The organism is Sulfurovum iocasae, from assembly GCF_047716765.1.
Lineage (GTDB): Bacteria > Campylobacterota > Campylobacteria > Campylobacterales > Sulfurovaceae > Sulfurovum.
On the sequence record NZ_CP180410.1, the window covers coordinates 1,853,353 to 1,874,838 of the forward strand.

25 protein-coding genes are annotated in these 21,486 nt (G+C 38.3%); 12 read left to right on the top strand and 13 right to left on the bottom strand.

Translation table 11 applies throughout. The features are described 5' to 3' along the window. Nucleotide 1: 1 nt before the first annotated feature. The 6 genes from ACLHDG_RS09135 to glmS all read right to left on the bottom strand — a co-directional run bounded on the left by ACLHDG_RS09135 (nt 2) and on the right by glmS (nt 6,499). Nucleotides 2-376, bottom strand: coding sequence for a DUF779 domain-containing protein (locus ACLHDG_RS09135; RefSeq protein ID WP_415405919.1), 375 nt, complete (start codon nt 374-376; stop codon nt 2-4). Further along, complete coding sequence (locus tag ACLHDG_RS09140; protein WP_415405920.1) at nt 376-1,872, bottom strand: aldehyde dehydrogenase family protein; 1,497 nt, start codon at nt 1,870-1,872, stop codon at nt 376-378. The genes ACLHDG_RS09135 and ACLHDG_RS09140 overlap by 1 nt, the downstream gene beginning before the upstream one ends. Before the next feature lie 114 nt (nt 1,873-1,986). Then, on the bottom strand, nt 1,987-3,555 hold the full coding sequence (locus ACLHDG_RS09145) for an AMP-binding protein (protein ID WP_415405921.1): 1,569 nt from the start codon (nt 3,553-3,555) through the stop codon (nt 1,987-1,989). A gap of 12 nt (nt 3,556-3,567) precedes the next feature. Continuing rightward, entirely contained in the window at nt 3,568-4,737 is a 1,170-nt protein-coding gene (locus ACLHDG_RS09150) for a glutamate mutase L (protein WP_415405922.1), read from the bottom strand. Next, on the bottom strand, nt 4,734-6,098 hold the full coding sequence (locus ACLHDG_RS09155; RefSeq protein ID WP_415405923.1) for a methylaspartate mutase: 1,365 nt from the start codon (nt 6,096-6,098) through the stop codon (nt 4,734-4,736). The genes ACLHDG_RS09150 and ACLHDG_RS09155 overlap by 4 nt, the downstream gene beginning before the upstream one ends. Further along, nucleotides 6,098-6,499, bottom strand: coding sequence for a methylaspartate mutase subunit S (gene glmS, locus ACLHDG_RS09160; RefSeq protein ID WP_415405924.1), 402 nt, complete (start codon nt 6,497-6,499; stop codon nt 6,098-6,100). Before glmS ends, ACLHDG_RS09155 begins: the two co-directional genes overlap by 1 nt. Nucleotides 6,500-6,588: 89 nt before the next feature. Between glmS and rraA the strand changes: the two genes are divergently transcribed. Further along, entirely contained in the window at nt 6,589-7,071 is a 483-nt protein-coding gene (rraA, locus tag ACLHDG_RS09165; RefSeq protein WP_415405925.1) for a ribonuclease E activity regulator RraA, read from the top strand. 43 nt (nt 7,072-7,114) lie between these two features. On the opposite strand, the gene ACLHDG_RS09170 is transcribed toward rraA, so the two are convergent. After that, on the bottom strand, nt 7,115-7,339 hold the full coding sequence (locus ACLHDG_RS09170) for a hypothetical protein (RefSeq protein ID WP_415405926.1): 225 nt from the start codon (nt 7,337-7,339) through the stop codon (nt 7,115-7,117). A gap of 97 nt (nt 7,340-7,436) precedes the next feature. On the opposite strand from ACLHDG_RS09170, the gene mltG reads away from it, so the two are divergent. Beyond that, nucleotides 7,437-8,546, top strand: coding sequence for an endolytic transglycosylase MltG (gene mltG, locus ACLHDG_RS09175; protein WP_415405927.1), 1,110 nt, complete (start codon nt 7,437-7,439; stop codon nt 8,544-8,546). 40 nt (nt 8,547-8,586) lie between these two features. Here mltG and ACLHDG_RS09180 read toward each other — a convergent pair whose 3' ends face one another. The 5 genes from ACLHDG_RS09180 to ACLHDG_RS09200 form a co-directional block, all read right to left on the bottom strand. Further along, a complete protein-coding gene (locus tag ACLHDG_RS09180) occupies nt 8,587-8,751 on the bottom strand; it encodes a hypothetical protein (protein ID WP_415405928.1) in 165 nt (54 codons plus the stop codon). Further along, nucleotides 8,741-9,991 (bottom strand): OmpA family protein, encoded by a 1,251-nt coding sequence (locus ACLHDG_RS09185; protein ID WP_415405929.1) that lies wholly within the window; start codon nt 9,989-9,991, stop codon nt 8,741-8,743. The genes ACLHDG_RS09180 and ACLHDG_RS09185 overlap by 11 nt, the downstream gene beginning before the upstream one ends. A 4-nt stretch (nt 9,992-9,995) precedes the next feature. Then, the gene (locus ACLHDG_RS09190) at nt 9,996-11,102 is read right to left on the bottom strand and encodes a MotA/TolQ/ExbB proton channel family protein (RefSeq protein ID WP_415405930.1); all 1,107 of its coding nucleotides are present in this window, start codon (nt 11,100-11,102) and stop codon (nt 9,996-9,998) included. Nucleotides 11,103-11,170: 68 nt separating this feature from the next. Then, entirely contained in the window at nt 11,171-12,385 is a 1,215-nt protein-coding gene (locus tag ACLHDG_RS09195; protein ID WP_415405931.1) for a DUF2201 family putative metallopeptidase, read from the bottom strand. A gap of 13 nt (nt 12,386-12,398) precedes the next feature. Continuing rightward, nucleotides 12,399-12,917 carry a hypothetical protein gene (locus ACLHDG_RS09200; protein ID WP_415405932.1) on the bottom strand — a complete coding sequence of 173 codons (519 nt, stop codon included), beginning with the start codon at nt 12,915-12,917 and terminating at the stop codon, nt 12,399-12,401. 307 nt (nt 12,918-13,224) lie between these two features. Here ACLHDG_RS09200 and ACLHDG_RS09205 point away from each other — a divergent pair, with 307 nt between their 5' ends. Genes ACLHDG_RS09205 through ACLHDG_RS09225 form a run of 5 tightly spaced genes read left to right on the top strand, consistent with a single transcriptional unit; the run spans nt 13,225 to nt 17,952 of the window. Continuing rightward, a complete protein-coding gene (locus tag ACLHDG_RS09205; protein ID WP_415405933.1) occupies nt 13,225-14,646 on the top strand; it encodes a hypothetical protein in 1,422 nt (473 codons plus the stop codon). Continuing rightward, nucleotides 14,647-15,675 carry a M14 family metallopeptidase gene (locus tag ACLHDG_RS09210; RefSeq protein WP_415405934.1) on the top strand — a complete coding sequence of 343 codons (1,029 nt, stop codon included), beginning with the start codon at nt 14,647-14,649 and terminating at the stop codon, nt 15,673-15,675. A 12-nt stretch (nt 15,676-15,687) separates the two neighbouring features. Next, complete coding sequence (locus tag ACLHDG_RS09215) at nt 15,688-16,437, top strand: 5-oxoprolinase subunit PxpA (RefSeq protein WP_415405935.1); 750 nt, start codon at nt 15,688-15,690, stop codon at nt 16,435-16,437. Continuing rightward, nucleotides 16,427-17,053, top strand: a complete 627-nt coding sequence (locus ACLHDG_RS09220) for a 5-oxoprolinase subunit B family protein (RefSeq protein ID WP_415405936.1) — start codon at nt 16,427-16,429, stop codon at nt 17,051-17,053. The genes ACLHDG_RS09215 and ACLHDG_RS09220 overlap by 11 nt, the downstream gene beginning before the upstream one ends. Next, nucleotides 17,050-17,952: a biotin-dependent carboxyltransferase family protein gene (locus tag ACLHDG_RS09225; protein ID WP_415405937.1), complete on the top strand. Its 903-nt coding sequence runs from the start codon at nt 17,050-17,052 to the stop codon at nt 17,950-17,952. Before ACLHDG_RS09220 ends, ACLHDG_RS09225 begins: the two co-directional genes overlap by 4 nt. 9 nt (nt 17,953-17,961) lie before the next feature. On the opposite strand, the gene ACLHDG_RS09230 is transcribed toward ACLHDG_RS09225, so the two are convergent. Further along, nucleotides 17,962-18,342, bottom strand: a complete 381-nt coding sequence (locus ACLHDG_RS09230; RefSeq protein ID WP_415405938.1) for a group III truncated hemoglobin — start codon at nt 18,340-18,342, stop codon at nt 17,962-17,964. A 120-nt stretch (nt 18,343-18,462) separates the two neighbouring features. Between ACLHDG_RS09230 and ACLHDG_RS09235 the strand changes: the two genes are divergently transcribed. The 5 genes from ACLHDG_RS09235 (at nt 18,463) to ACLHDG_RS09255 (ending at nt 21,467) form a co-directional block, all read left to right on the top strand. Next, entirely contained in the window at nt 18,463-19,305 is an 843-nt protein-coding gene (locus ACLHDG_RS09235) for a metal ABC transporter solute-binding protein, Zn/Mn family (protein ID WP_415405939.1), read from the top strand. A 1-nt stretch (nt 19,306) separates the two neighbouring features. Next, nucleotides 19,307-20,104, top strand: coding sequence for a metal ABC transporter ATP-binding protein (locus ACLHDG_RS09240; RefSeq protein ID WP_415405940.1), 798 nt, complete (start codon nt 19,307-19,309; stop codon nt 20,102-20,104). Beyond that, on the top strand, nt 20,101-20,901 hold the full coding sequence (locus tag ACLHDG_RS09245) for a metal ABC transporter permease (RefSeq protein ID WP_415408338.1): 801 nt from the start codon (nt 20,101-20,103) through the stop codon (nt 20,899-20,901). The genes ACLHDG_RS09240 and ACLHDG_RS09245 overlap by 4 nt, the downstream gene beginning before the upstream one ends. A gap of 5 nt (nt 20,902-20,906) precedes the next feature. Continuing rightward, on the top strand, nt 20,907-21,089 hold the full coding sequence (locus tag ACLHDG_RS09250; protein WP_415405941.1) for a hypothetical protein: 183 nt from the start codon (nt 20,907-20,909) through the stop codon (nt 21,087-21,089). Between the two features lie 69 nt (nt 21,090-21,158). After that, nucleotides 21,159-21,467, top strand: a complete 309-nt coding sequence (locus tag ACLHDG_RS09255) for an ArsR/SmtB family transcription factor (protein WP_415405942.1) — start codon at nt 21,159-21,161, stop codon at nt 21,465-21,467. Nucleotides 21,468-21,486 lie beyond the last annotated feature (19 nt).

Consider the following 21,486-nt stretch of genomic DNA (forward strand, 5'->3'; position numbering starts at 1 on the left):
ATCAGTCTACTTCAATGGGTTCAAGGTTCTTATACTCTTCTTCTGTAAAAAGTCTTGAGACAGCAATAAATCTTAATCCTAATGGAATTTCAATAGAAAAACTTGATCCTCTTCCTTTGACAATATCTATCGTTAGATGGGTATTTTTCATATATTCAAATTGGTCAGGAGACATGAAAAACTCACATCCATGGATCTCACCCATCTTCACATCACGACTTCCAACCATAAAATCACCTACTTCAAAACACATAGGCGCAGAGCCGTCACAACATCCACCACTTTGATGGAACATCAGCTCTGTACCATGCTCCTCTCGGAGCTGGTCTATGATCTTATTTGCAGCTTCTGTAGATGTTACTCTTTCAGTACTCATTAAAAGAAACCTAATGCATCTTCACTGAAAGAAGTCAAAATGTTTTTAGTATGGCGGTAGTTGTTCAACATCATCATATGCGTCTCTCTACCGATACCTGATTTTTTATATCCACCAAATGAAGCATGAGAAGGATAGGCATGATAACAGTTAGCCCAAACACGCCCTGCTTCTATACCACGGGTAAGCTTTTGCATCTCATGCACATCACGTGTCCAAACACCTGCACCAAGACCGTAGATAGTATCGTTTGCGATCTCCAGTGCTTCATCTATATCTTTAAATGTTGTCACAGATAGAAGCGGACCAAAAATTTCCTCTTGGAAGATTCTCATTTTGTTATTACCTTTAAAGATAGTCGGCTGAATGAAACACCCTTCAGGATACCCTTCAACTGTCTCTTTTCCTCCACCAATAAGCAGTTCAGCACCCTCAGCTTTACCGATATCTATGTAATTAAGTATTTTTTCATACTGGTCAGTAGATGCTTGCGCTCCCATCATACAATTTGGATCCATCGGGTCACCACGTTTAATGGCTTTTACTCTCTCTAAAACTCTAGCCATAAACGGTTCATAAATACTCTCCTGGATCAATGCACGAGATGGACATGTGCAAACCTCACCTGAGTTGAATGCAAAAAGAACCAGACCTTCGATAGCCTTGTCAAAGAATGCATCATCTTTATCCATAATACTTTCCATGAATACATTTGGAGATTTACCACCAAGTTCAAGGGTTACTGGGATGATATTTTCAGATGCATATTGCATGATGAGTTTACCCGTTGTGGTCTCACCTGTAAAACCGATCTTTTTGAGATCAGGATGAAGTGCAAGCGGTTTACCAGCTTCAGGACCGAATCCATTCACAATGTTGATCACACCGGCAGGAAGTACATCAGCGATCACTTCCATCATAAGCATGATAGAAACAGGAGTCTGTTCAGCAGGTTTGAGAACAACACAGTTACCCGCAGCGATAGCAGGAGCCAATTTCCAAGCAGCCATAAGAAGCGGGAAGTTCCAAGGAATAATTTGTCCAACAACACCAAGAGGCTCATGGATCTCTTGAGAAACAGTGTTCGCATCAAGATCAGATACAGATCCGGATTCAGCACGAATTACACCGGCAAAATAACGAAAGTGGTCAATCATAAGAGGTAAATCAGCATTGATCGTTTCACGAACAGCTTTTCCATTGTCCCATGTTTCAGCTATCGCCAGCATTTCAAGGTTTTCTTGTAACTTATCTGCGATAGCATTTAAAACAGTGCTTCTTTCAGTGACTGAAGTCTTACCCCATGTCTCAAAAGCTTTATATCCTGCCTCAACTGCAACTGCAACATCTTTTTTATTTGATTGAGCAACTTTAGTCATCACTTGATTATCGATTGGTGAGATAGCCTCAAAATATTTTCCATCAACGGGTGCTACCCACTCTCCGCCAATGAAGTTTTCATATTGTGCTTTAAATTCCGGTTTTGTAAATGCCATGCGTTTTCCTTTAGTATCTATAATTGTGGTTAACTGTTCTAAGAATATAATACTTAAAACAGATCATAACTTGTCTACCTCACTTCGCTGTTGCTGATTCCTCCTAATGTAAATTTAACGCAAAAACTCTTTTCTAAGCACCTCTTTATCGATCTGTTTTTCATGCAGTGATTTAAGCGGCATACTTTTTTTGTAAACAATATCTCCAGGGAGCATATAGTTAGGCAAATGTTTTTTCAGTTCAAAAAGGATCTCATTGCGTGCAAGTTCACTTTTGGCACCATAAACCATTATGATCTCCTCTTCTATCTCTGCATTGGGTACAGAGAATACTGCACACTCAGTGATCTCCGGGATATTATCATAAACTACACTCTCAATCTCATGAGGACTGACACGGTAGCCTTGTGTTTTGATCATATCATCTTTACGTGAAACAAAGTAAATATACCCCTCTTCATCAGCATAGACATAATCCCCAGAGGCAATGACGATCTCATCGGTCAATTGTCCTTCGGGTTTTCGTACTTTGTCTAAGATGGAAATACTTTTAAATCTTTGTGCTGTCTCTTCGGGTGCATTCCAGTACCCTTTGTAAATACATGCACCACGGTGAATGAGTTCACCCACTTCTCTAGGCTTGCAAACTTCACCCTCTTCGTTGATGATATAGAGTTGCACATCAGGAATAGCTTTACCGATGGAGTTTGGACGTATATGGATCTGTGACGGGTCAAGATAGGCTGAACGGAAAGCTTCTGTCAAACCGTGCATGGAGTAGAATTTTGCATCCGGAAAATGTGTGCTGATGTTCTTTACCATTAACGGCGTAATATTCCCACCCGAAGAGGTAACAGTTCTCAAATTTTTGAAATGTTCTGCTTGAGGAATACGATGAGGATCTTCATCAAACATTTGCGTGATATGTATCGGCATTAAAGGAAGAACCGTGATCTTATCATTAATGAGATGGCTGAAAAAATCTGCCGGAAGTACAAATTTATGGATCACGAGTGTCGCTTTTTTATATAAAGAGGTAAAGATCTGATTCAATCCGTAATCAAGATTAAAAGATAATATCCCGGAGATGACATCAGAACTTTTAATATCGAGATAATTAGAAACAATACGTGCACCGTCTATAAATGCACGATGGTCTATAACAATTCCTTTAGGATTACCGCTTGAACCAAAACTGTAAGTGATAGCAGCATTGTCATGCCCATTAATATCACACATAATATCGGCAGTATAACACTTATATATCTCTTCAAACGAGACATCACTCTCATCACTGGCTTCATAAGAGATGATCTTCCCTGTAAAGTCTATTGCTTTGATATTTTCTATCTTTGCTTTGTCCGTGATAATACAAGAGATATCACAATCCTCTATGATGTGTTTCACCTGCTCCGGTTTGAGTAACCTTGTAATAGGTACAAACACATATTCTGTGGAGAGCAGAGCCAAAATAGCAATCACCTGCGATGAGCTTTTATTTGAGTAAATACCTACCCTACTGCCTTTTGTTAAGCCTATAGTTGTCAAATAGTGTGCTATCTGATCTACTCTGTTGATAAGTTGGGCATAGGTAAATGTTTCAGATCCATGCATAAGCCCGATCTTTTCAGGTTCATATTTTACCGCCAATTCCAATAAATTTCTAATACTGTTTACTGACATCTTTACTCCTTATTATATACCGTAGGTCCATATCTCATAATTGCTATCGAGAAGCGTTGTAGGTGCCTGATGGAACTGCAAGATCTTTTTATAAAAGAACAAAACAATATCATCTACCTCTTCCTGACTCAATACTTTTGTAATTCCACCGGTTAAAACGATATTGTTTAAAATATCAAGATTAAGTTCAACATACTGACCATGGTGTTTTGAAACCTTATAAAGTACCAAAAAGATAGCCAATTGCATTAAAGTACGTGTGGCTTTTTCACTGTGCTCTTCCAAGATATTTTCAGTTACATTCAAATGTTCCAGCAATTCAAAAACAAACTCATTGTTCTTTGCTGTATGCACCAGACTGTCACGTGATTTATACACACCAAGTTTCTTAAATACCAAACGATCATATCCGCTGTCGGAAATAATGTTATCATTGACCAGATCACGGCTGTAATGGATATCTGTTGTAGCCCCACCAATATCCACAACGATGAACGGATCTGCCACATCAAGTCGTTCATTGATCTTAGGCAGTGAGCGGTTTACAATGTAAGGTGTGGAAAATATTTGATTGTCTGTAATTTCATACAGTTGTTTAATATCCTCTTTCCCTACAATATCTGCCTGATAAAGATCAGTCAAGTAATTTTTAAGTGCCTCTTCCTGAATTTTAAGTTTATCCGAGATAATATTTTCAAGCACTACTACATTTTCAAGATTTTTTTCAAAGAAATCTCTGTTTTTTGCACTTCCAACATACACGATATTCTGATAATTCACTTTTTCCAAATAGATCAAAAGCTTTTCATCAAATACTTTTTCCACAGAATCAATACCACCAACAACAATGACAACATCAATGAGTTCTGATGGTACAGCTTCACTTTCGATCTTTGGATATAACACAGTATCAATGATATTAATACCGGAATTAAAAGCAATATTGATCGCATATGTCAAACTAAATGAATTGGTAATGCCAATGATAAGTGTACTTAATCCACCATTTGCAGAAGAACATATATGTATATCTTCTTTGTTATACTGATTGACTATCTCTGAACATTTAGAATTGAGATCATCAAGAATATTTTTATTAAAATCTCTAAAATATTGTTGGATATCACCATCTTGTGCAACTTTAAAATAGGTACTTCCTATATCTATAAACAATTTACTCATAGCATGATCCCTATATCCTTAATGATCTTATCTACCACACGTTCACCCTCTGCCAATTTAATTTTTGACTGTTCAAAAGCAAAACTTCTGTCTGATATCGGCAGATTTCCTTTTTTCAAAATTCGTATATTGCTCTGAGGATCACGTATAGTGATAACTTCATTTGCATTAATAATATGTGGAGAAAAAGGAATGTCAATGTAGCCTTTTTTAATGGAGTTAAAGACTTTACGCCAGAGTGTGTCTGCTTTATCATTGAAAACGGCTTCAAGTATCTCATCTACTTCATTGGTAAGATTCTCCTCTTCTTCTTCGTCACTTACTTTTGGTAATCCTTTGAGCATACCCAGGGTGTATTTTACATTTGCAACAGCTAAAGCATTCGCTTCTTTAGTTGGGATACCAAAGGCTTCATTACGGGTTTTGGTAATGATCTTGTCTGCACCCACCATTGCTGCGATCACCGTTGAAGTATTGATGAGAGAATCCGAATACTCTTTATTATAAGGGAAAGCACCCATCCACTGATGATAGACAAGATTGATAGTCGCATCTTCATGTCCGAACTGGTCTGCATATTTACGTGCCAGTTTCTTGATCACATTTGAGGAGACGATATCTTGCAGCATAGAGCCTGTTTGTGAAAAGCTGACAGAGAAAGACTTTACACCCTCTTCCAAAGAGAGTAACATTTCCAATAATTGGATCACAATAACGATTGCAGGTGCTTGCAAGGTCGCAGAAAGTGGTCCAAAAGATTCACGGTTTATCGGTTCATTGAGCTCTGAATATTTGGCACATACTCTTTCAACATATTTCCAATACAAAAATGCTTTATCCATTGGGAAGTTCTTAGAATATGGCAGAAGATAAGTGATCGGACCGCCTTCGATCTCAAAGATCCCGGAAGCAAGCGCTGTCTCAACCAAGAGTCGTGCATCCGGTGTACCATGACGCAGACTTACAGGTGTATTGTAATGGGTGATCATCTTACGTGTGGTTCTATAGCCATGATTGACCAACGGATATCCGTTGAGCATATCAACATCATTCTCTTCAGAGAGTGCCAACATCTTTTTGGCAGAAGCATAGTCATTCAGACGTGTATTGGAGTCGATGGTTAGAGGAAGGACATCAACATTGGCATCTTTGAACTCTTTGTAGAGTTGAAATACTTTATCGTACGTCGGGAAACCACCACGTGGCTGAACCAGCATTTCCTTGGAAGTTTTAAATTTATGGGAGATAAAAAGATCTTTACTTGCCCCCTTAATAAAACTTTCTACTTCATCAAAATCAAATCTGTCTATATACTCATTTTTAACAATGATTTCACGTTCACGTTGTAATAAGCTGCTCATTATCGTGTCTCCAGAAAAGCTTCAAGCTGATCAAGTCCCTCATTAAGGTCAACCTGATGAAATACCAGATCAAAACCATAGTTCTGAAACTTGGGAACAAGTTGTTCAGGATCCATCTCACCTACTCCAAGGTTGCCACCTATCATAAAAGTCACGTCTTTAAAATCGTACTGACTTTTAAGTATCTGAAGATCACGACACCACCCTTCTGCTTCACCATTAAGTGATGAGATCAATAACACATCTGCATCTGTCTCTATCACTGCATCCATAAATTCTTCGAGATAGGTATTGACCCCGAGATTAAAGACTTCAAAACCACGCTCCTCGAGCGAAATATCTATAAGTCTGTTGGCTACAACATGAATATCATTACCCACTACACCTGTTACTACTTTCATCTATCTGCTTTATGTTTGTTTTTATAATTCTATCTAATTATAGATTTTTTTTAGTATAATCTTCTAAATAAAGACTAGAAGGACTAAAAATGGGTTTTTTTACCGCTGATATCTCGGATGAACATCATGAAAGGGTGCAAGTACTCTCACCAGAGTATAGATCTTATGGAGGTCTTGAAAAGTGCCGGGGAACCATTGCTACCATAAAACTCTATGATGAAAATTCCGATCTCATCACTATGCTCAAAGAGCCTGGTGAAGGACGCATTGCTGTTGTAGATGTAAATCGTGCACACTATGCAGTCGTAGGAGAGAATCTTATGAAATTTGCCCATGAGAACAACTGGGCAGGTATTCTTATCAATGGGTATGTACGAGATACACATATTACAAAAACGATTCCTGTAGGTCTCTGGGCACTAGGTACCTGTCCACGTAAAAGCCATGACAAACAGGAAGGTGAACGTGATATTGAATTTACATTTGGTGGTGTATTCTTTAAAAACGGTGAGCATCTTTTAGCAGACCATGATGGTATTATTGTTATAGATGAAGAGATACTAGAGAGTTAGTTAAAAAAGAAGTATGAGCATATACACTCATACTTCTTGAAGTTTATTTCTTAGCTTTTTTAGCTTTCTTTTTTGACTTTTTCTTTGCAACTTTTTTCTTAGTTGCTTTTTTCTTTTCAACTTTCTTTTTCTTGTTCTTTTTAGAAACAGGTTTTTTTGCTTTCGCTTTTTTCTTTTCAGCTTTTTTCTTCGCCTTTTTCTTCTCTACTTTCAATAAAGCTTTTTTAGCTTTTTTCTTTTCGTCTTTCTTTTTTGTATCTTTAGCCATAATGACCCCTTTTAATTTTGATATGTCCCTATTATAGGACTATAATTGTGTAAAGTCAAGTTTTTAAAATAATACTTATATGTTATAATCTTGGACAATGAAACATATTATCACAGCCAAATACAAATGTTTTGTACTTTTTATTGAAATCTTCATAGTGATTTTACTGCTTCCGATCGTTTATAATTATGTCCCTATAGATAAAAATGCTCCTACTACTTTTTATATCCCCTCTTCTGATATTGATGATATTGTCTATGCATTGGAAAAGAATGGCTATACTGTAACACTCATAGATATGTTAATGTTAACACTCATAGAGACCCCTCAAAAAGGCTGGTACCATGTTGATCATGATGAGTATGGCCGTTTACTTTTTTTTGCAACTATACATCACAAGAAAACTGAAACTATGGACATTGTCGTCTACGCCGGAGAAACTGCTGAAGAACTTGTGACACGTTTATCAAAAGATATGAAACTAGATAAAGTGAAACTGCAACAAAAATATAAAACACTTACACGATTTCAAGAAGCCGATATTTTTGCAAAACGTTATTCTATTGCAAGAAAAGCAAATGAAAAGATCACAATTGAGTATCTTTTTGACCTATCCAATGCCCAATTATCAAAATTTGAAAAAGAAAATTTCAGTCAAACACCAGATACTTTAACATTAAAAGTTTTATTGACCATTGCTTCTATCATCCAAAAAGAGAGTAATTCAGTTAAAGAGATGCCTATTATCTCTTCTGTCATTCATAATCGTTTAGATAAAGGCATGAGACTGCAGATGGACAGTACCCTTAACTATGGAGAACACTCTCATGTCATCGTCACTTCTGAACGTATTAAAAGTGATAAAAGCTACTATAATACGTATAAATACAAAGGTTTACCTCCATACCCTCTTGGTACAGTAACACTAGCCGCACTTAAAGCCGCCATGTCACCTCAAAAGAGCGACTATCTCTTTTTTATGTTAGATCCTAAGGGGGGACATAACTTTACAGCTACCTATGACAAACATTTAGAGAATATCAGAGCCTTTAGAGTGTATCAAAAAGAGCGAGCAGAGCAGAAGAAAATCGAAGCCAAACAAAAAAAGAAAGCTCAAGCCAAAAAACAGAAAAAAGTAAAGAAAGAAGAAAAAACTAAATTGAAAAAAGATACAAATAAGACACTAGATACAAACACCTCTAAATAATCCTAAGTACTCATAAGATCATCAGAAAACAAGGAAGAGATCATCTTTTAACTAAGGCTCGAAACTTTTCCCATAAAGTGGGTCGCTTGAAAACCTCTTTTTTATACTCTTCATTGGTATTAGCATATGCTTCTGCAGCTCTAAGATGTTTAGAGAGCGTTTCATTTGCTTTTTTAAGATATACAGGCTCAAAATTACTCCGCATCCAAAACCTTTTCTATCTCATGCATAGCATCTTCATTTTTAAGTCTAAACTTGATCTCGATACGTCTCGAAGCATCTTTATCTTCTACCCCATCTACTATAATAGCATCCAAATAAGCACGTCCTGAGGCTATCATCAGAGGTTTAATATTATGCTCTCTGGCAAAGTCCAAGCTAAGAAGAAAGTTCATAACAGCAAAAGCACGTTTTTGTGAAAGATTTAAATTATAGAGGTACCCGCCATCACTGTCCGTATGCCCCTCTATAATGATCCTGTCAAGATGTGGTTTTATCTTTGTATTGGTCACCAATGCACCGATATACTCTTCAAAAGCCTGCTTGAGCTCTATTTTTGCTTCTTCTTTCAGTGTTGCCCTACCCCTGTCAAAAAGGATATTTGAAGCCAACCTAAGCGAACCACTCTGTTTGTCTATAGCTATCTTACTTCCCAACTCTTCTTTCAGTGCAGCAACAACTTTGAGTTTGATACCTGTGAGAGATTTTATTTTGGCTTTTTGACTTTGTAGTTTTACGATAAGATCATCATATTTTGTCTCTTTCTCATCAAGTGCATTAAGCAGTTTTAGAAGCTTTTCATCTTTATGTTTTACTGTTTTGTTCACTTCGGTCAGTTGGTCTGAAAGGACAATAACCTGCCCCTTGTAATCTTTTAGTGTTTTATGAAGGGTCTTTTTCTCTTTTTGTAACGTTGTATTGGTCTCGTTGAGAAGATTTTGTACGATAACTACTTTCTTGCTAAGTAAATCTTGTTGCGTATTGGCATCAAGAAGCATTTTATGCAGTTTTTTTATCTCATCATCTTTAAGGTTAAGACTCTTTTTGTTTTCAGCTATATGCTTATCTTTTTTATCTATGAGTTTTTTCTTATTCTCAATATCTTTTTTCTTGTTTTCAATGTCTCTTTTCTTATTCTCGATATCTCTTTTTTTATTTTCTATATCTCTTTTATTTTTAGCAAGATATTTGTCTTTCTCTCCTAAAAGTGTTTTGTTTTTAGCCAATGTGGCACTAAACTCATCAAGTTTGGATTCTTTTGCTTTAAGTGTTTGTGAGATCAGGGAAAGACGGTCTTCTTTATCATGCAGGTCACTTTTAAGAATGATGGACTTAGAGATGATCGCTCCTATAAGTAAGATGAAGACAAAAAGCAATCCTGCCATCAAGTCTGCATAGGATATCCAGAAGTTGCTGCCTGTATCTGTAGATTTTTTTTCAAACATAAGGTTACTTTTTATCCTCTTTGAGTGAAGCCATATTGTTGAGTATCATTTGATTCTGCTCAGAGATGATACGTGCGAAAGTAGAGAGCTTCTCGACTGCCTGTCCTACTTCAGAATCTATCTTGTCAAAGGTATGTTCAACACTTCCATCGAAACGCTCCATAGATCTTTGAAGGTTTTTAGCATTAGAGTTAAATCCTTCTATATTCTCTTTTATGGTTGAAACTGCATTGACACTCTCTTGTCTATCATGTATTTTATTTAGTGTAATACGCAATTCACTGGAAGCACTTTGCATATGTTTTGTAAGTTCAGTAAAACTGTTGGTAGTATCGTTTACTATAGTTGCAAAATTTTTAAGATACTGTTCATTGAGTTCTTTAATGAAGTCCATATTAAACATCTCTTTGAGGGTTTGAACTATCTCTTGGTCTTTCAGTTCACTCTGTGTATGTTCATGTTTGATCAGTTCAGCCTTTTTCCAAACACGTGAGTCATAGAGTTTTTCCAGATCATAGAGGTTTTTATCTACTTTGGTGTTTCCACTTTTTTCAAAGTACGTCCAGATAAGTGAAAGCATGATCCCGTAGATAGAGGCATAAAAAGCAGTTCCTATCCCGGAAAGAAGGACCGATATCTCACGATCAAGAGCATCAAGGTCTTGGACCGTAAAGTCAGGCATGGAGAGTGCAATGGCAATAAACGTACCTAATATCCCCATCATAGGAAAAACAGAAGGTGCTACACGTGCAAAGTTGTCGTTACGTATATCTTTATAATACTCAGCCATGAAGTCTTTTACATGCAATGTAGATTTGGTTCTACCCATAATAGTCAATGCATTGGCTCGTAGTTCAGTCTGCAAGCTCTCTTCCATCGCAGCAAATGAACCTCTCATATGACAGGCTGCATAATTGGCATTATGCCGTACAAAGAACATGAACACGATAAAAATAAATGCGATCATAAATAATACATGTAACTCTACTTTCAGAGGAACAACGCCCATATAACCCAGAACAAGCCCTACTAGAAAAAGTAAAGGTACTAAAGCTATGACGAAGGAGTGGGAAAAGCACGATTTAGAACTGTTATTATCGAGTTGTAACATATAAATATCCTATTTTTTATAAATGATGACGGTGTCATAGATTATACCAAAAGTGCCTAAACGAATAATTAATTCTCTAAATCCTTCTCCAAAACCATCACTTCACCAAAAGGAACATCCGTCTCTTCAGGCATGATCCACATAACATCATACGCAGGTTCCATCTTAGGGAATGTTCCCATTCCATCTGTGAAATATAGCAAAAGTGTAGGATAGTTTATCTGTTGGTCTATGTACTCAAATACCGGACGGAAGTCTGTTCCTCCTCCTCCACTTATTTCATACTCTAAATTCTCACCAGGAAGAAAAACTTTATGGGATTGAATTTTAGTATCTGCTGTGAGCAAGTCAATCTCATAATTTGGATAACTCTGCATGATTGAGTTTACTTCTCCTAAAAATGTAGACAAGAGTGTTTCCTCTATAGAGCCCGAAGTATCTATGGCAATGACTATACGCAAAAGGTCGGAACTTAGACTTGGCAGGTAGATACCTCGATAAAGATACTTCATGTTCGGGGGAACAAAGGAGTATGTACTTTTAGCATAAGATGCGATATATCCATATAAAAACTCACGCCAGTCTACTTTATGTGAAAAATACTCAGGTACAACAAACTTTAGATCTTTAGGCAAAGTCCCTTGACGGTTTAGCTTTTGAAATATCTGTTCAAACTGTTCTTTCAACTCCTCAGACAGCTCTTCGGAATTTTGAGAAGGTGTAGAGGAAGACTTCTCTTTATCTTTACTGTTTTTATCATACTTTTGCTCTGATGCATCAGGGGAAGCTACATTCTCCTGTTGCATATGGATATTTTCATTATGCACATCATCACCCTCCATGATCTGCTCTATCTGCTCTTCCATCCCAAATGAATCATTCATCATTTCATCACGGAGCATCTGGTAGATTTCTTCAGCATACATACCATCAAATTTATGTTCATAATTTGCATACTCTGGCAATTGCATTCCATTTTTAACAAGCATGCTGTTGACCACATAGTCAGTTGCTGTCTGCCATAACCATTGTGTACGACCAGTACTACGATGTTGATGTTTCAGTACTGCATGCATCGCACCATTTGCCATTACAAATTCGACTTCTGCCACATTAAGACGGTCAATATACTCACTATTGTACCTTAGTGCTTCACCATCACTTGAAAAGGTAAGTAGTTCGTTGTTCTGTTCCAACTTGAGTGCAGAAGCGATAGTTCCAAAATAAGGATGATCCAACATCAGTCTGGCTTTGGCTTTTTGTATCTTCTCCAGGTATGTCATTCAAATGTATGTTTTATATTTTATCCGTATGGTAAATAATATTTGTATTTTCACCACTGGTAAAAAATACTTGATTGGCTTTTTTATCTTCTTTTATGACAATATATTTTTCTACCATTTCAAAAATGACTTCCTGTATCGAGGATCGCATTGTGCCAGGTTCTGATACTACACAATAGGTATCACTGTCACCGTGCAAACGTATATTTGACATAATGATCTCTGCAAATTGTTTTCCCCCGTGACTATCTGTAGACTGACAAATGATCACATACACATTATTTGCCTTGTCAAGCTCAAACAAAACATCTGATTGACGCTTCCACTTTGGAAGCAAATGATCCAACTTGACATCATCAGAAGATAATAAGATCATAGCAAGAGACGACTCTCCTCTGTGATTCATAAGATAATGAAAGAACTCCATAGTTGTTTTTAATTCATCCATCATTGCTTTTGCCAATTTCACTTCATCTTCAGGAAATGTAAGATCACTGTTACTTCTTCTTTTTTCACCCTCATAACTAAACATAAAAACCCTTCATATATAATAGAATCATAAATTTATTCAGATAATTATAACAAATTTTTATGAATACTAGTTTTATAATTTGATTTAAATTTTGGAAAGCTTCAATGTTGTCATTCTTCTCCATTTTTAACACAAAAGCTATCGTCACGAAGTATGGTACTCCACAATATCAGGCTGGCTTTGGCTTTGGATATCTTTTTCAGATGTGTCATAGTTGGGATTACGGCCAATTATTATCAACAAAAGCAGTATGCAATTTGAATGTTTTTGTTATACTTTTAATAGAGAATAGTATATAAGGTATCTGATGGGCGCAGAGATAAGCAAGAGAGAGTTTACAGAGCAAGATTTCATAGCGTTTAAAAAAGCGTGGTTAAGTGAACTTGAGTATGTCAAATCATTATTTGACAAAGGCTCAGAAATATTTTCAGACAGATTCCGTATTGGATATGAACTGGAAGCCTGTATACTCAATAGTGCCAATCTGCCTGAGCCTATAAACAAAAAAATACTTGATGATATAAATTCCCCTCTTTTTACAAATGAACTTGCAACGTATGATCTGGAGATCAATGGGAATGTTTTTGAACTTGATGCTAAAGCACCCCAGAAATTACATAAAGATCTCTTATCGCTTTGGAAACAGGCACAAGACTCTGCTAAAAAATTTGATGCACAACTTGGACTTTTTGGTGTCCTTCCCAGTCTGGAACTTAAACATTTCAACAAAGCGTTATACCAGTCAGATATGCATAGATACACACTGGTATCTCAGCGTATGAAAGAGTTAAGACATGAAAGTGTCAAGGTTCTGTTTCATGGTGAAGATGAAGTCTCTTTGCAAAAAAATGATGTGATGCTTGAAGCACTTGGAACATCACTGCAGGTCCACTTTCAAATTCCTTTCGATGAAGCAGTTGAATACTATCATGCCGCACTTCTGGCATCTGTTGTATTGGTCGGGGTTGGTGCGAATTCCTCTTTGGTTTTGGGTAAAAGGGCTTGGCACGAATCCCGCATAGCTATTTTTGAACAATCTGTAGATACAAGAGATAAGCAAAGAAGAGAGCATGGCGATGAGAGAAGGGTACATTTTGCACATGGCTATATAGACTCCTGGCTAGATCTGTTTGAGCAAAACAGAGAGTTTAAGATCATTTTTGCAGATGTAAAGAACAAACCTGCAAGTGACTTACACCATTTTAACCTTCACAATGGCACAATTTGGAGATGGATCCGCCCTATTTTAGACAAAGATAAAGATGGAAAACATACGCTGAGACTTGAACTTCGCGTACTACCGTCCGGACCAAGCCTCATAGATATCCAAACAAATATATGGTTTTTTATAGGTCTCATTCAGGGCTTGGTAAGGTCAGGGATCAACCTCAGAAAAATACCATTTGAAAAGTTAAAAGATGATTTCTACTCTGTAGCAAAAATTGGACTGGAGAGTGCATTTCATGAGCCAAAAAATGGTCAAAAAGTCTCCTTGAAAGAGTGGATATTAAACGATGGGCTGGAACTTACAAAAGTAGGGCTTGACTCTTTTGGTATAGATGACGTAGATGAGTATCTGAACATCATAGAGCAAAGAACCTCAAGTGGACAAAACGGTGCCTCTTGGCAACTTAAACATTTTAAAAAGTTCAATAGCATACCTAAACTTATGGAGGATTATATGAAAAATTTTGAACAAAACATTCCCGTACATAGATGGAGTCTGTAGATGAAGAGCAATTTAACGATACTTGACCATATACCAAGTGCATTTCTCTCCATCTCTCATCGTGAGATCAAAGATCTTTTTGATACTCCTACACTTATACACCTCAAAGGCGAGAAGCACCCTGCCCTGTTCATCTCTATCTTGCTGCATGGCAATGAATTTAGCGGGTTGCAGATCATGCAGGAGATACTGAAGAAATATCAGACCACAGATGGATATAAACTGCCAAGAGAGATATGGCTTTTTGTGGGCAATGTAAATGCTGCACAGATGGGAGTGAGGCTAAGAGATGGACAAATAGACTTCAACCGTGCATGGCCAGGTACACCTGATCCTGACTCAAATACAGCGATATTGATCCGGGAGGTGATGGACAGGATCACCCAAGAGGAGCTTTTTGCCTCTATAGATCTGCACAACAATACTGGACAAAATCCTCCTTATGGCTGTATCTCGGCAGTGAATGAGAAGAACAAGTACCTGTGTAGCTTTTTTAACCACATCGCAATGGTATTTCAATCACCCAAAGGTGTCTCAACGATGGCATTTGATGATATCTGTCCGGCTATTACTCTGGAGTGTTCAACGCCAGGCAATGAACCTGCAAAACGAAGAGCATTTGAGCTTATCAATGACCTGATGCATATGGATCACTTCCCCACAAAGCCACTACCGACTCACGACTTGCAATTGGTTAAAAACAGCGCTACGCTCAAGATCAATGCAAATGTCACCTTCTGCTTCGAGGATGAGGACTACAGTGATACTCTAGGGTATGACCTGATACTGGTCAAAAACTTTGATCATCACAACTTTACACGCTTGGAGAAAGGTGAAGTATTTGCCCATACTACGGTAAACAAACCACTTATAGGCATATCACCTGATGGCAAAGATATCACAGATGAGATCATTCAAAATGAGAATGGAGAGATATCTTTGAAAAAAGCATATATGCCGGCAATGATATCTATGGATAAAAAGATCGTGCTGCAAGACTGTTTATGTTATCTTTTGGAAGATTACTAGTATAATAACCCTATGAAAAAAGCAAACATCAAACTAAACTGCGACATGGGCGAGAGCTTCGGTATCTACAAAATGGGAATGGATGAAGAGATCATGCCCTATATCGATATGGCAAATCTTGCTTGCGGTTTCCACGCTTCAGATCCTGTTACTATGCATCAGAGTATCAAGAGTGCAAAAGAGAACTGTGTAGAAATAGGTGCACACCCCTCTTACCCCGATCTGACGGGGTTTGGTCGGAGGGAGATGAAATGCAGCGTGGAGGAGATCGTCTCATTCATCATCTACCAGTGTGGCGCACTGGATGCTCTGTGCAAAACGTATGGGGAAAAAGTAACCTACCTCAAACCCCATGGTGCCTTGTACAATACAATGATGAAAGATACAGAAGTTTTCAAAGCCATCTGTAAAGCCATCTCCAAATATGATGACAGCATCAAGTTGATGATCCTTTCAAATGGAGAGAATGAGAAATTTGCCAAAATAGCCGGAAAGTACGGCATCACCCTGCTTTATGAAGTCTTTGCGGACAGAGCCTACACAGATGAAGGTTCTTTAGTGCCTCGTTCAGAGCCAAATGCAGTGCTTAGCTCTAACCAGGAGGTCATAGAGAGAACCAAGCTGCTCTACGACAAAGGGATCATCAAAACCATCAATGACAAGGAGCTAAAACTGCAAGCCGATACACTTTGTGTACATGGAGATAATGAACAGGCGCTGCAGCTTATTAAAGCCCTGCATGAGTTGAAGAATGCAAAATGAAGCATATGTGGCTGAAACTGTCTCAGTAGATTCAGCCATTTTGTATTTCAAAGAAATTATCTGCGAAGAGGTACTCGACCAGGTCCAACATGCTTACCTTGCACTCAAGACCTTAAAGTATATCATCGACCTTACCCCTTCATACAACTCTATCCTCATCCAATACGACATAAACCACTACAACCATCTTTCTATCAAGGAGGCTGTTTTAAAACAAGTCTCAGAGTATCGAGAGATCACAGCAGAAAAAAGCCATAAACTTATAGAGATCCCTGTAGACTACAGTAAAGGTATAGACTTGGAAAGAGTCGCAGAGATAAATAACATTTCTACCGAAGAGGTCATAGACAAACATACACAAACCACCTACCGTGTCTATGCCATCGGATTTATGGTGGGTTTTGCTTATCTTGCTAAAGTTGACGATACCATCGCTATGCCAAGACTCAGCACTCCCAGAGACAAGGTCCCCAAGGGAAGTGTTGCCATAGCAGACACCCAAACTGCCATATACCCGCAAGACTCTGCAGGAGGATGGAACATCATAGGGCATACTGACTTTAATGACTTCTCTTCATTTGAGATAGGTGATCGAGTGAGGTTTGAGCAGATATGATAGGATTCGAAGTACTTGCAGGTGGGTTGCTTACCACGATTCAGGATTTGGGAAGACAGGGCTATACTCACTTAGGCATCACAAACTCAGGAGCCATGGACGAGTACGCTTATCGCTGGAGCCAAAAATTGCTGGACAAGCATGAAGGCAATGCCCTGGAGATACTCCTAGGCGGTCTGAAACTAAGGGCAACTGCCGGCACCACTCTTGCTGTCTGCGGTGCCAATTTGGACTTTAGGATCAATAACAAACAACAACCCATTTGGCAGACACACTACATCAATGAAGGTGATATCATCAGCTTTAATCAACAGTCAGAGGGGCTCAGAGCCTACTTGGCTGTCAAAGGTGGCTTCAAAGTTGAAAAAGTACATGGCAGTTACGCTGCAACGATCAAAGAGGGTATCGGTCAGAAGCTAATCAAGGGGGACTTTTTAGCCTTTGTACCTACTCAGACCAAAGAGACCAGACACGTACCGGAAAAGTTCATTCCGAAGTATCCAAAACATCTTACTCTGAACATACTTTTAAGCTACCAACACGACTTTTTTTCAGATGAACAAAAAGAGAAGTTTTTCAACACAGACTACGAGCTCACTCCACAAATCAGTAGAATGGGCTACAAACTAAAAGGCAAAGCGATGATACCTTCAAAAGGAGATATCATCTCTGAAGGCATCACATTTGGAGCCGTACAGATCCCCCAGGATGGACAGCCGATCATATTGCTCAAAGAGAGACAAACGATCGGTGGATACCCAAAGATAGGGTCTGTTTTGCCTAGTGACTGTTTTAAGCTGGCACAGTTACCTATTGGGTCTATGGTTCGGTTTAGGGAGATTAATATAGAGGATGCGGAGAAGGAGATGAAAAGGTTTTATGACTTTTTTAAATCCTAAATATATATTTTAGGATAATCCCAAGTTACGCATAAAGTTTCCAGCAATGATGGTACTTCTCTCTTTAAACTGATCTGCTACCCTAGGTTCATAGAGTTCATCAAGTGTTGCAAAAAAGAGTTTTAACCACTGTTCAAATACTTCACGGCTCAATTCACCCAAGTACATATGCGGAGCAAAAGGATTACCCCTGTAAGAAGTATCACCCAGTGCAATGGAAGCCCAAAAGTTCACCAAAAGTTCCAAATGAGGTTCCCAGTACTCATTTGTCATATCATCTCCCAGTTTAGCGATGAAAAATGGACCTACGATATCATCTTTTAACACCCTTCTGTAAAAGTTCATTACCATGGTTTCTATATTTTCTTTTGTTATTTCATTTGATAACATGCTGTTTGCTCCATTGTTGTTTTAGACTTTTGAATAGGTTATAGCTAAACTAGCTTAAGAACTTAACCGTAATACATTTAACTAATTCCTCCCACAACACTATTTCGCTATAATCCATTTATGAAAAAAATCACTCTAATCTTCTTACTATCAACAACCTATATATTTTCTAATATCAATGCTGTAGTCAGCATCTTGCCAGAACAGACATTTGTGAAAGCCATCGGTGGCGACAAGGTCAATGTATCTCTTATGGTACTCCCCGGCAACTCACCTCACACTTATGAACCTAAACCTTCACAGATGAAGGATGTAGCCAAAGCAGCGCTTTACTTTGCCATAGGTGTGGAGTTTGAGAATGTATGGTTGTCTAAATTCAAGAACCTTAATAACACGATGCAAGTCATTGACCTCACACATAACATTCACATGTTAAAGATGCAGGCACATACAGAACACGATGATCACAAAAAACATGAAGGCAATGACCCACATATCTGGACATCACCAGACAATGTCAAGATCATCGCAGAGAACATTTATGAAGCACTTACCAAAGCAGACCCTGCCAATGAAAATTATTATAAACAAAACTATGACAAATTCATCTCTCTCATAGCAGAGACTGACCGTAAGATAAAAAGTATACTCTCAAACAAACCCAAAGGGACAAAGTTTATGGTCTTTCACCCTTCATGGGGATACTTTGCACAAGCATACGGACTGAAACAACTTCCTGTTGAGCTAGAAGGGAAGAGCCCTAAACCTAAAGAGCTTATCCACCTCATAAAAGAAGCAAAAGAAGAGAAGATCTCTGCCATCTTTACGCAACCGGAGTTTTCAGACAGCATCGCAAAGGTCATGGCAAATGAGTTGCACATCAAAGTGATCAAGGTCTCTCCGCTTGCACCTGACTGGTCAGAGAACCTTATCAGCGTTGCAAATGCAATCGCAGGAAAGTAATATGTCTGTAATTGATATAGAAAATCTCTCCTTCGCTTATGAAAAAGATCTTATTTTAGAAGATATCGATCTTACTGTTGAGGAGAAAGACTTTTTAGCCATCATAGGACCCAACGGTGGAGGTAAATCTACTCTGCTTAAGCTCATACTGGGCATGATTAAACCTAAAAAAGGTAGCATCCAGATCTTAGGTAAAGCAGCCTCTAAAAACCCCTCTCACATCGGCTACGTCCCTCAAAATACCAATGTCAATACAGACTTTCCCATCAAAGTCATTGAAGTGGTGCTTATGGGGCATGTAGGTGCTAAAAATCCACTATTTGGTTACGGTAAAGATGAGATAGCTTGTGCCATGGGCGCCCTTGCACAAGTAGGGATGCAAGAGCATTCACAAAGTAAGATAGGCTCTCTCTCTGGAGGACAAAGACAAAGAGTAATGATAGCCAGAGCCCTTTGTGCCCACCCTAAGATACTCATACTTGACGAACCTACTTCAAGTATAGACATCAAAGGACAAAAAGAGATCTATGAGCTTTTAAGACTACTCAATCAAAGTATCACTATCGTTGTGGTAAGTCATGATATCTCTGTGATCCTTGAGTATGCCACTAAGGCTGCACATATCAACAAAAGACTCTCTTATCATGATATCTCTAACAAGAAAGAGACATTCCATACCCATAATCAGGGAGAACACTTCTGTGAAGTTGAACTCTTGCAAATGTTAGGTTCTGAAAGTTGTAACACTTGTGATCATGATGAGCATCAAGAAGATACCAAATGGAGAGAAACGAAATGATAGAGGCTCTCTCCTTTGAATTTATACAACATGCACTTATAGCCGGCATTCTGGTAAGTTTTGCCGCAGGTATCATTGGTTCACTCATCGTGGTCAATCGTATGGTATTCCTTGCCGGGGGTATCGCCCATGCTTCATACGGAGGCATTGGTCTTGCTGTTTTCTTTGGACTTCCTATCTTTTTGGGTGCATCCCTATTTGCTGTAGGTGCTGCCCTGCTCATCTCCTCACTTACACTACGCAAACGTCACCGCATCGATACTTTCATCGGACTCATTTGGGCTGTGGGGATGGCCATAGGTGTCATATTTATTGATATGACACCGGGTTATAATGTCGATATGATGTCTTATCTCTTTGGTTCTATACTTGCAGTAAGCACGGAAGACCTCTACTTTATGGGCGTACTACTGGCAGTCATACTCTTTGTTATGACCTTTTGGTACAGAGACATCCTCGCAGTCTCCTATGACAGTGAATATGCAGCACTTAGAGGGGTTCATGTACGGTTTTTCTATACCCTCATCCTTATACTTGCAGCTTTAACTGTGGTTGTATCTATCAAAGTTGTAGGGCTCATCTTGGTCATAGCCATGCTGACCATCCCCGTATATATCGCTGAAAAACTTTCTCACAGTCTCTTTAGCATGATGTTCCTCTCCGGGCTCATTGCCACACTGTTTACACTCGTTGGACTCTGGTTCTCTTATACCTATAACCTTACTTCAGGTGCTTCCATCATACTTATATCTGCTGCTTCTTTGGGAGCTTTTTTACTTTTTTATAGAGGGAAATAAGTATAATGAAAACGATTAGTTTATCTCTTTTTGTGATACTGGTTTTAACAAGCTGCACACCTAATATCGGTGTAGGTGTAGGTGGAGTTATTATTTCAGATGATGGCATAGCTGCTTCTGAAGTACTTGCAGACAGCCAAACCGGTATCCATGGTAGTGTTACTATGGGTTCAGATATGAGACTCTAATATCTATTCATCAATATATTTTGATACATACTCTAATTTACGCTACACTACACACATGGAAACTTTTATATGAATACATTTTTGCAAACCATTGGTGCACTCAACGATGAAACCAGACTTAAAATATTGCGTTTTATAGATGAAAATGGGGCTGTATGTGTCTGTGATATAGAAGCAGCCTTTGAGATGATACAATCCCGTATCTCACGTCATCTCAAGATCCTTAAAGATGCAGGATTTTTAAAAGTAGAAAGAAAAGGACGTTGGGCATACTATTCTGTACGCTCACCATTGGATGTTTTTAGACAAAATATACTCAAAGAGATAAGCTATCTTGAGATGGATATCCCTGACTTTAAACAAGGATGTAAGATATAATACTTAGGCATTAAAGCCC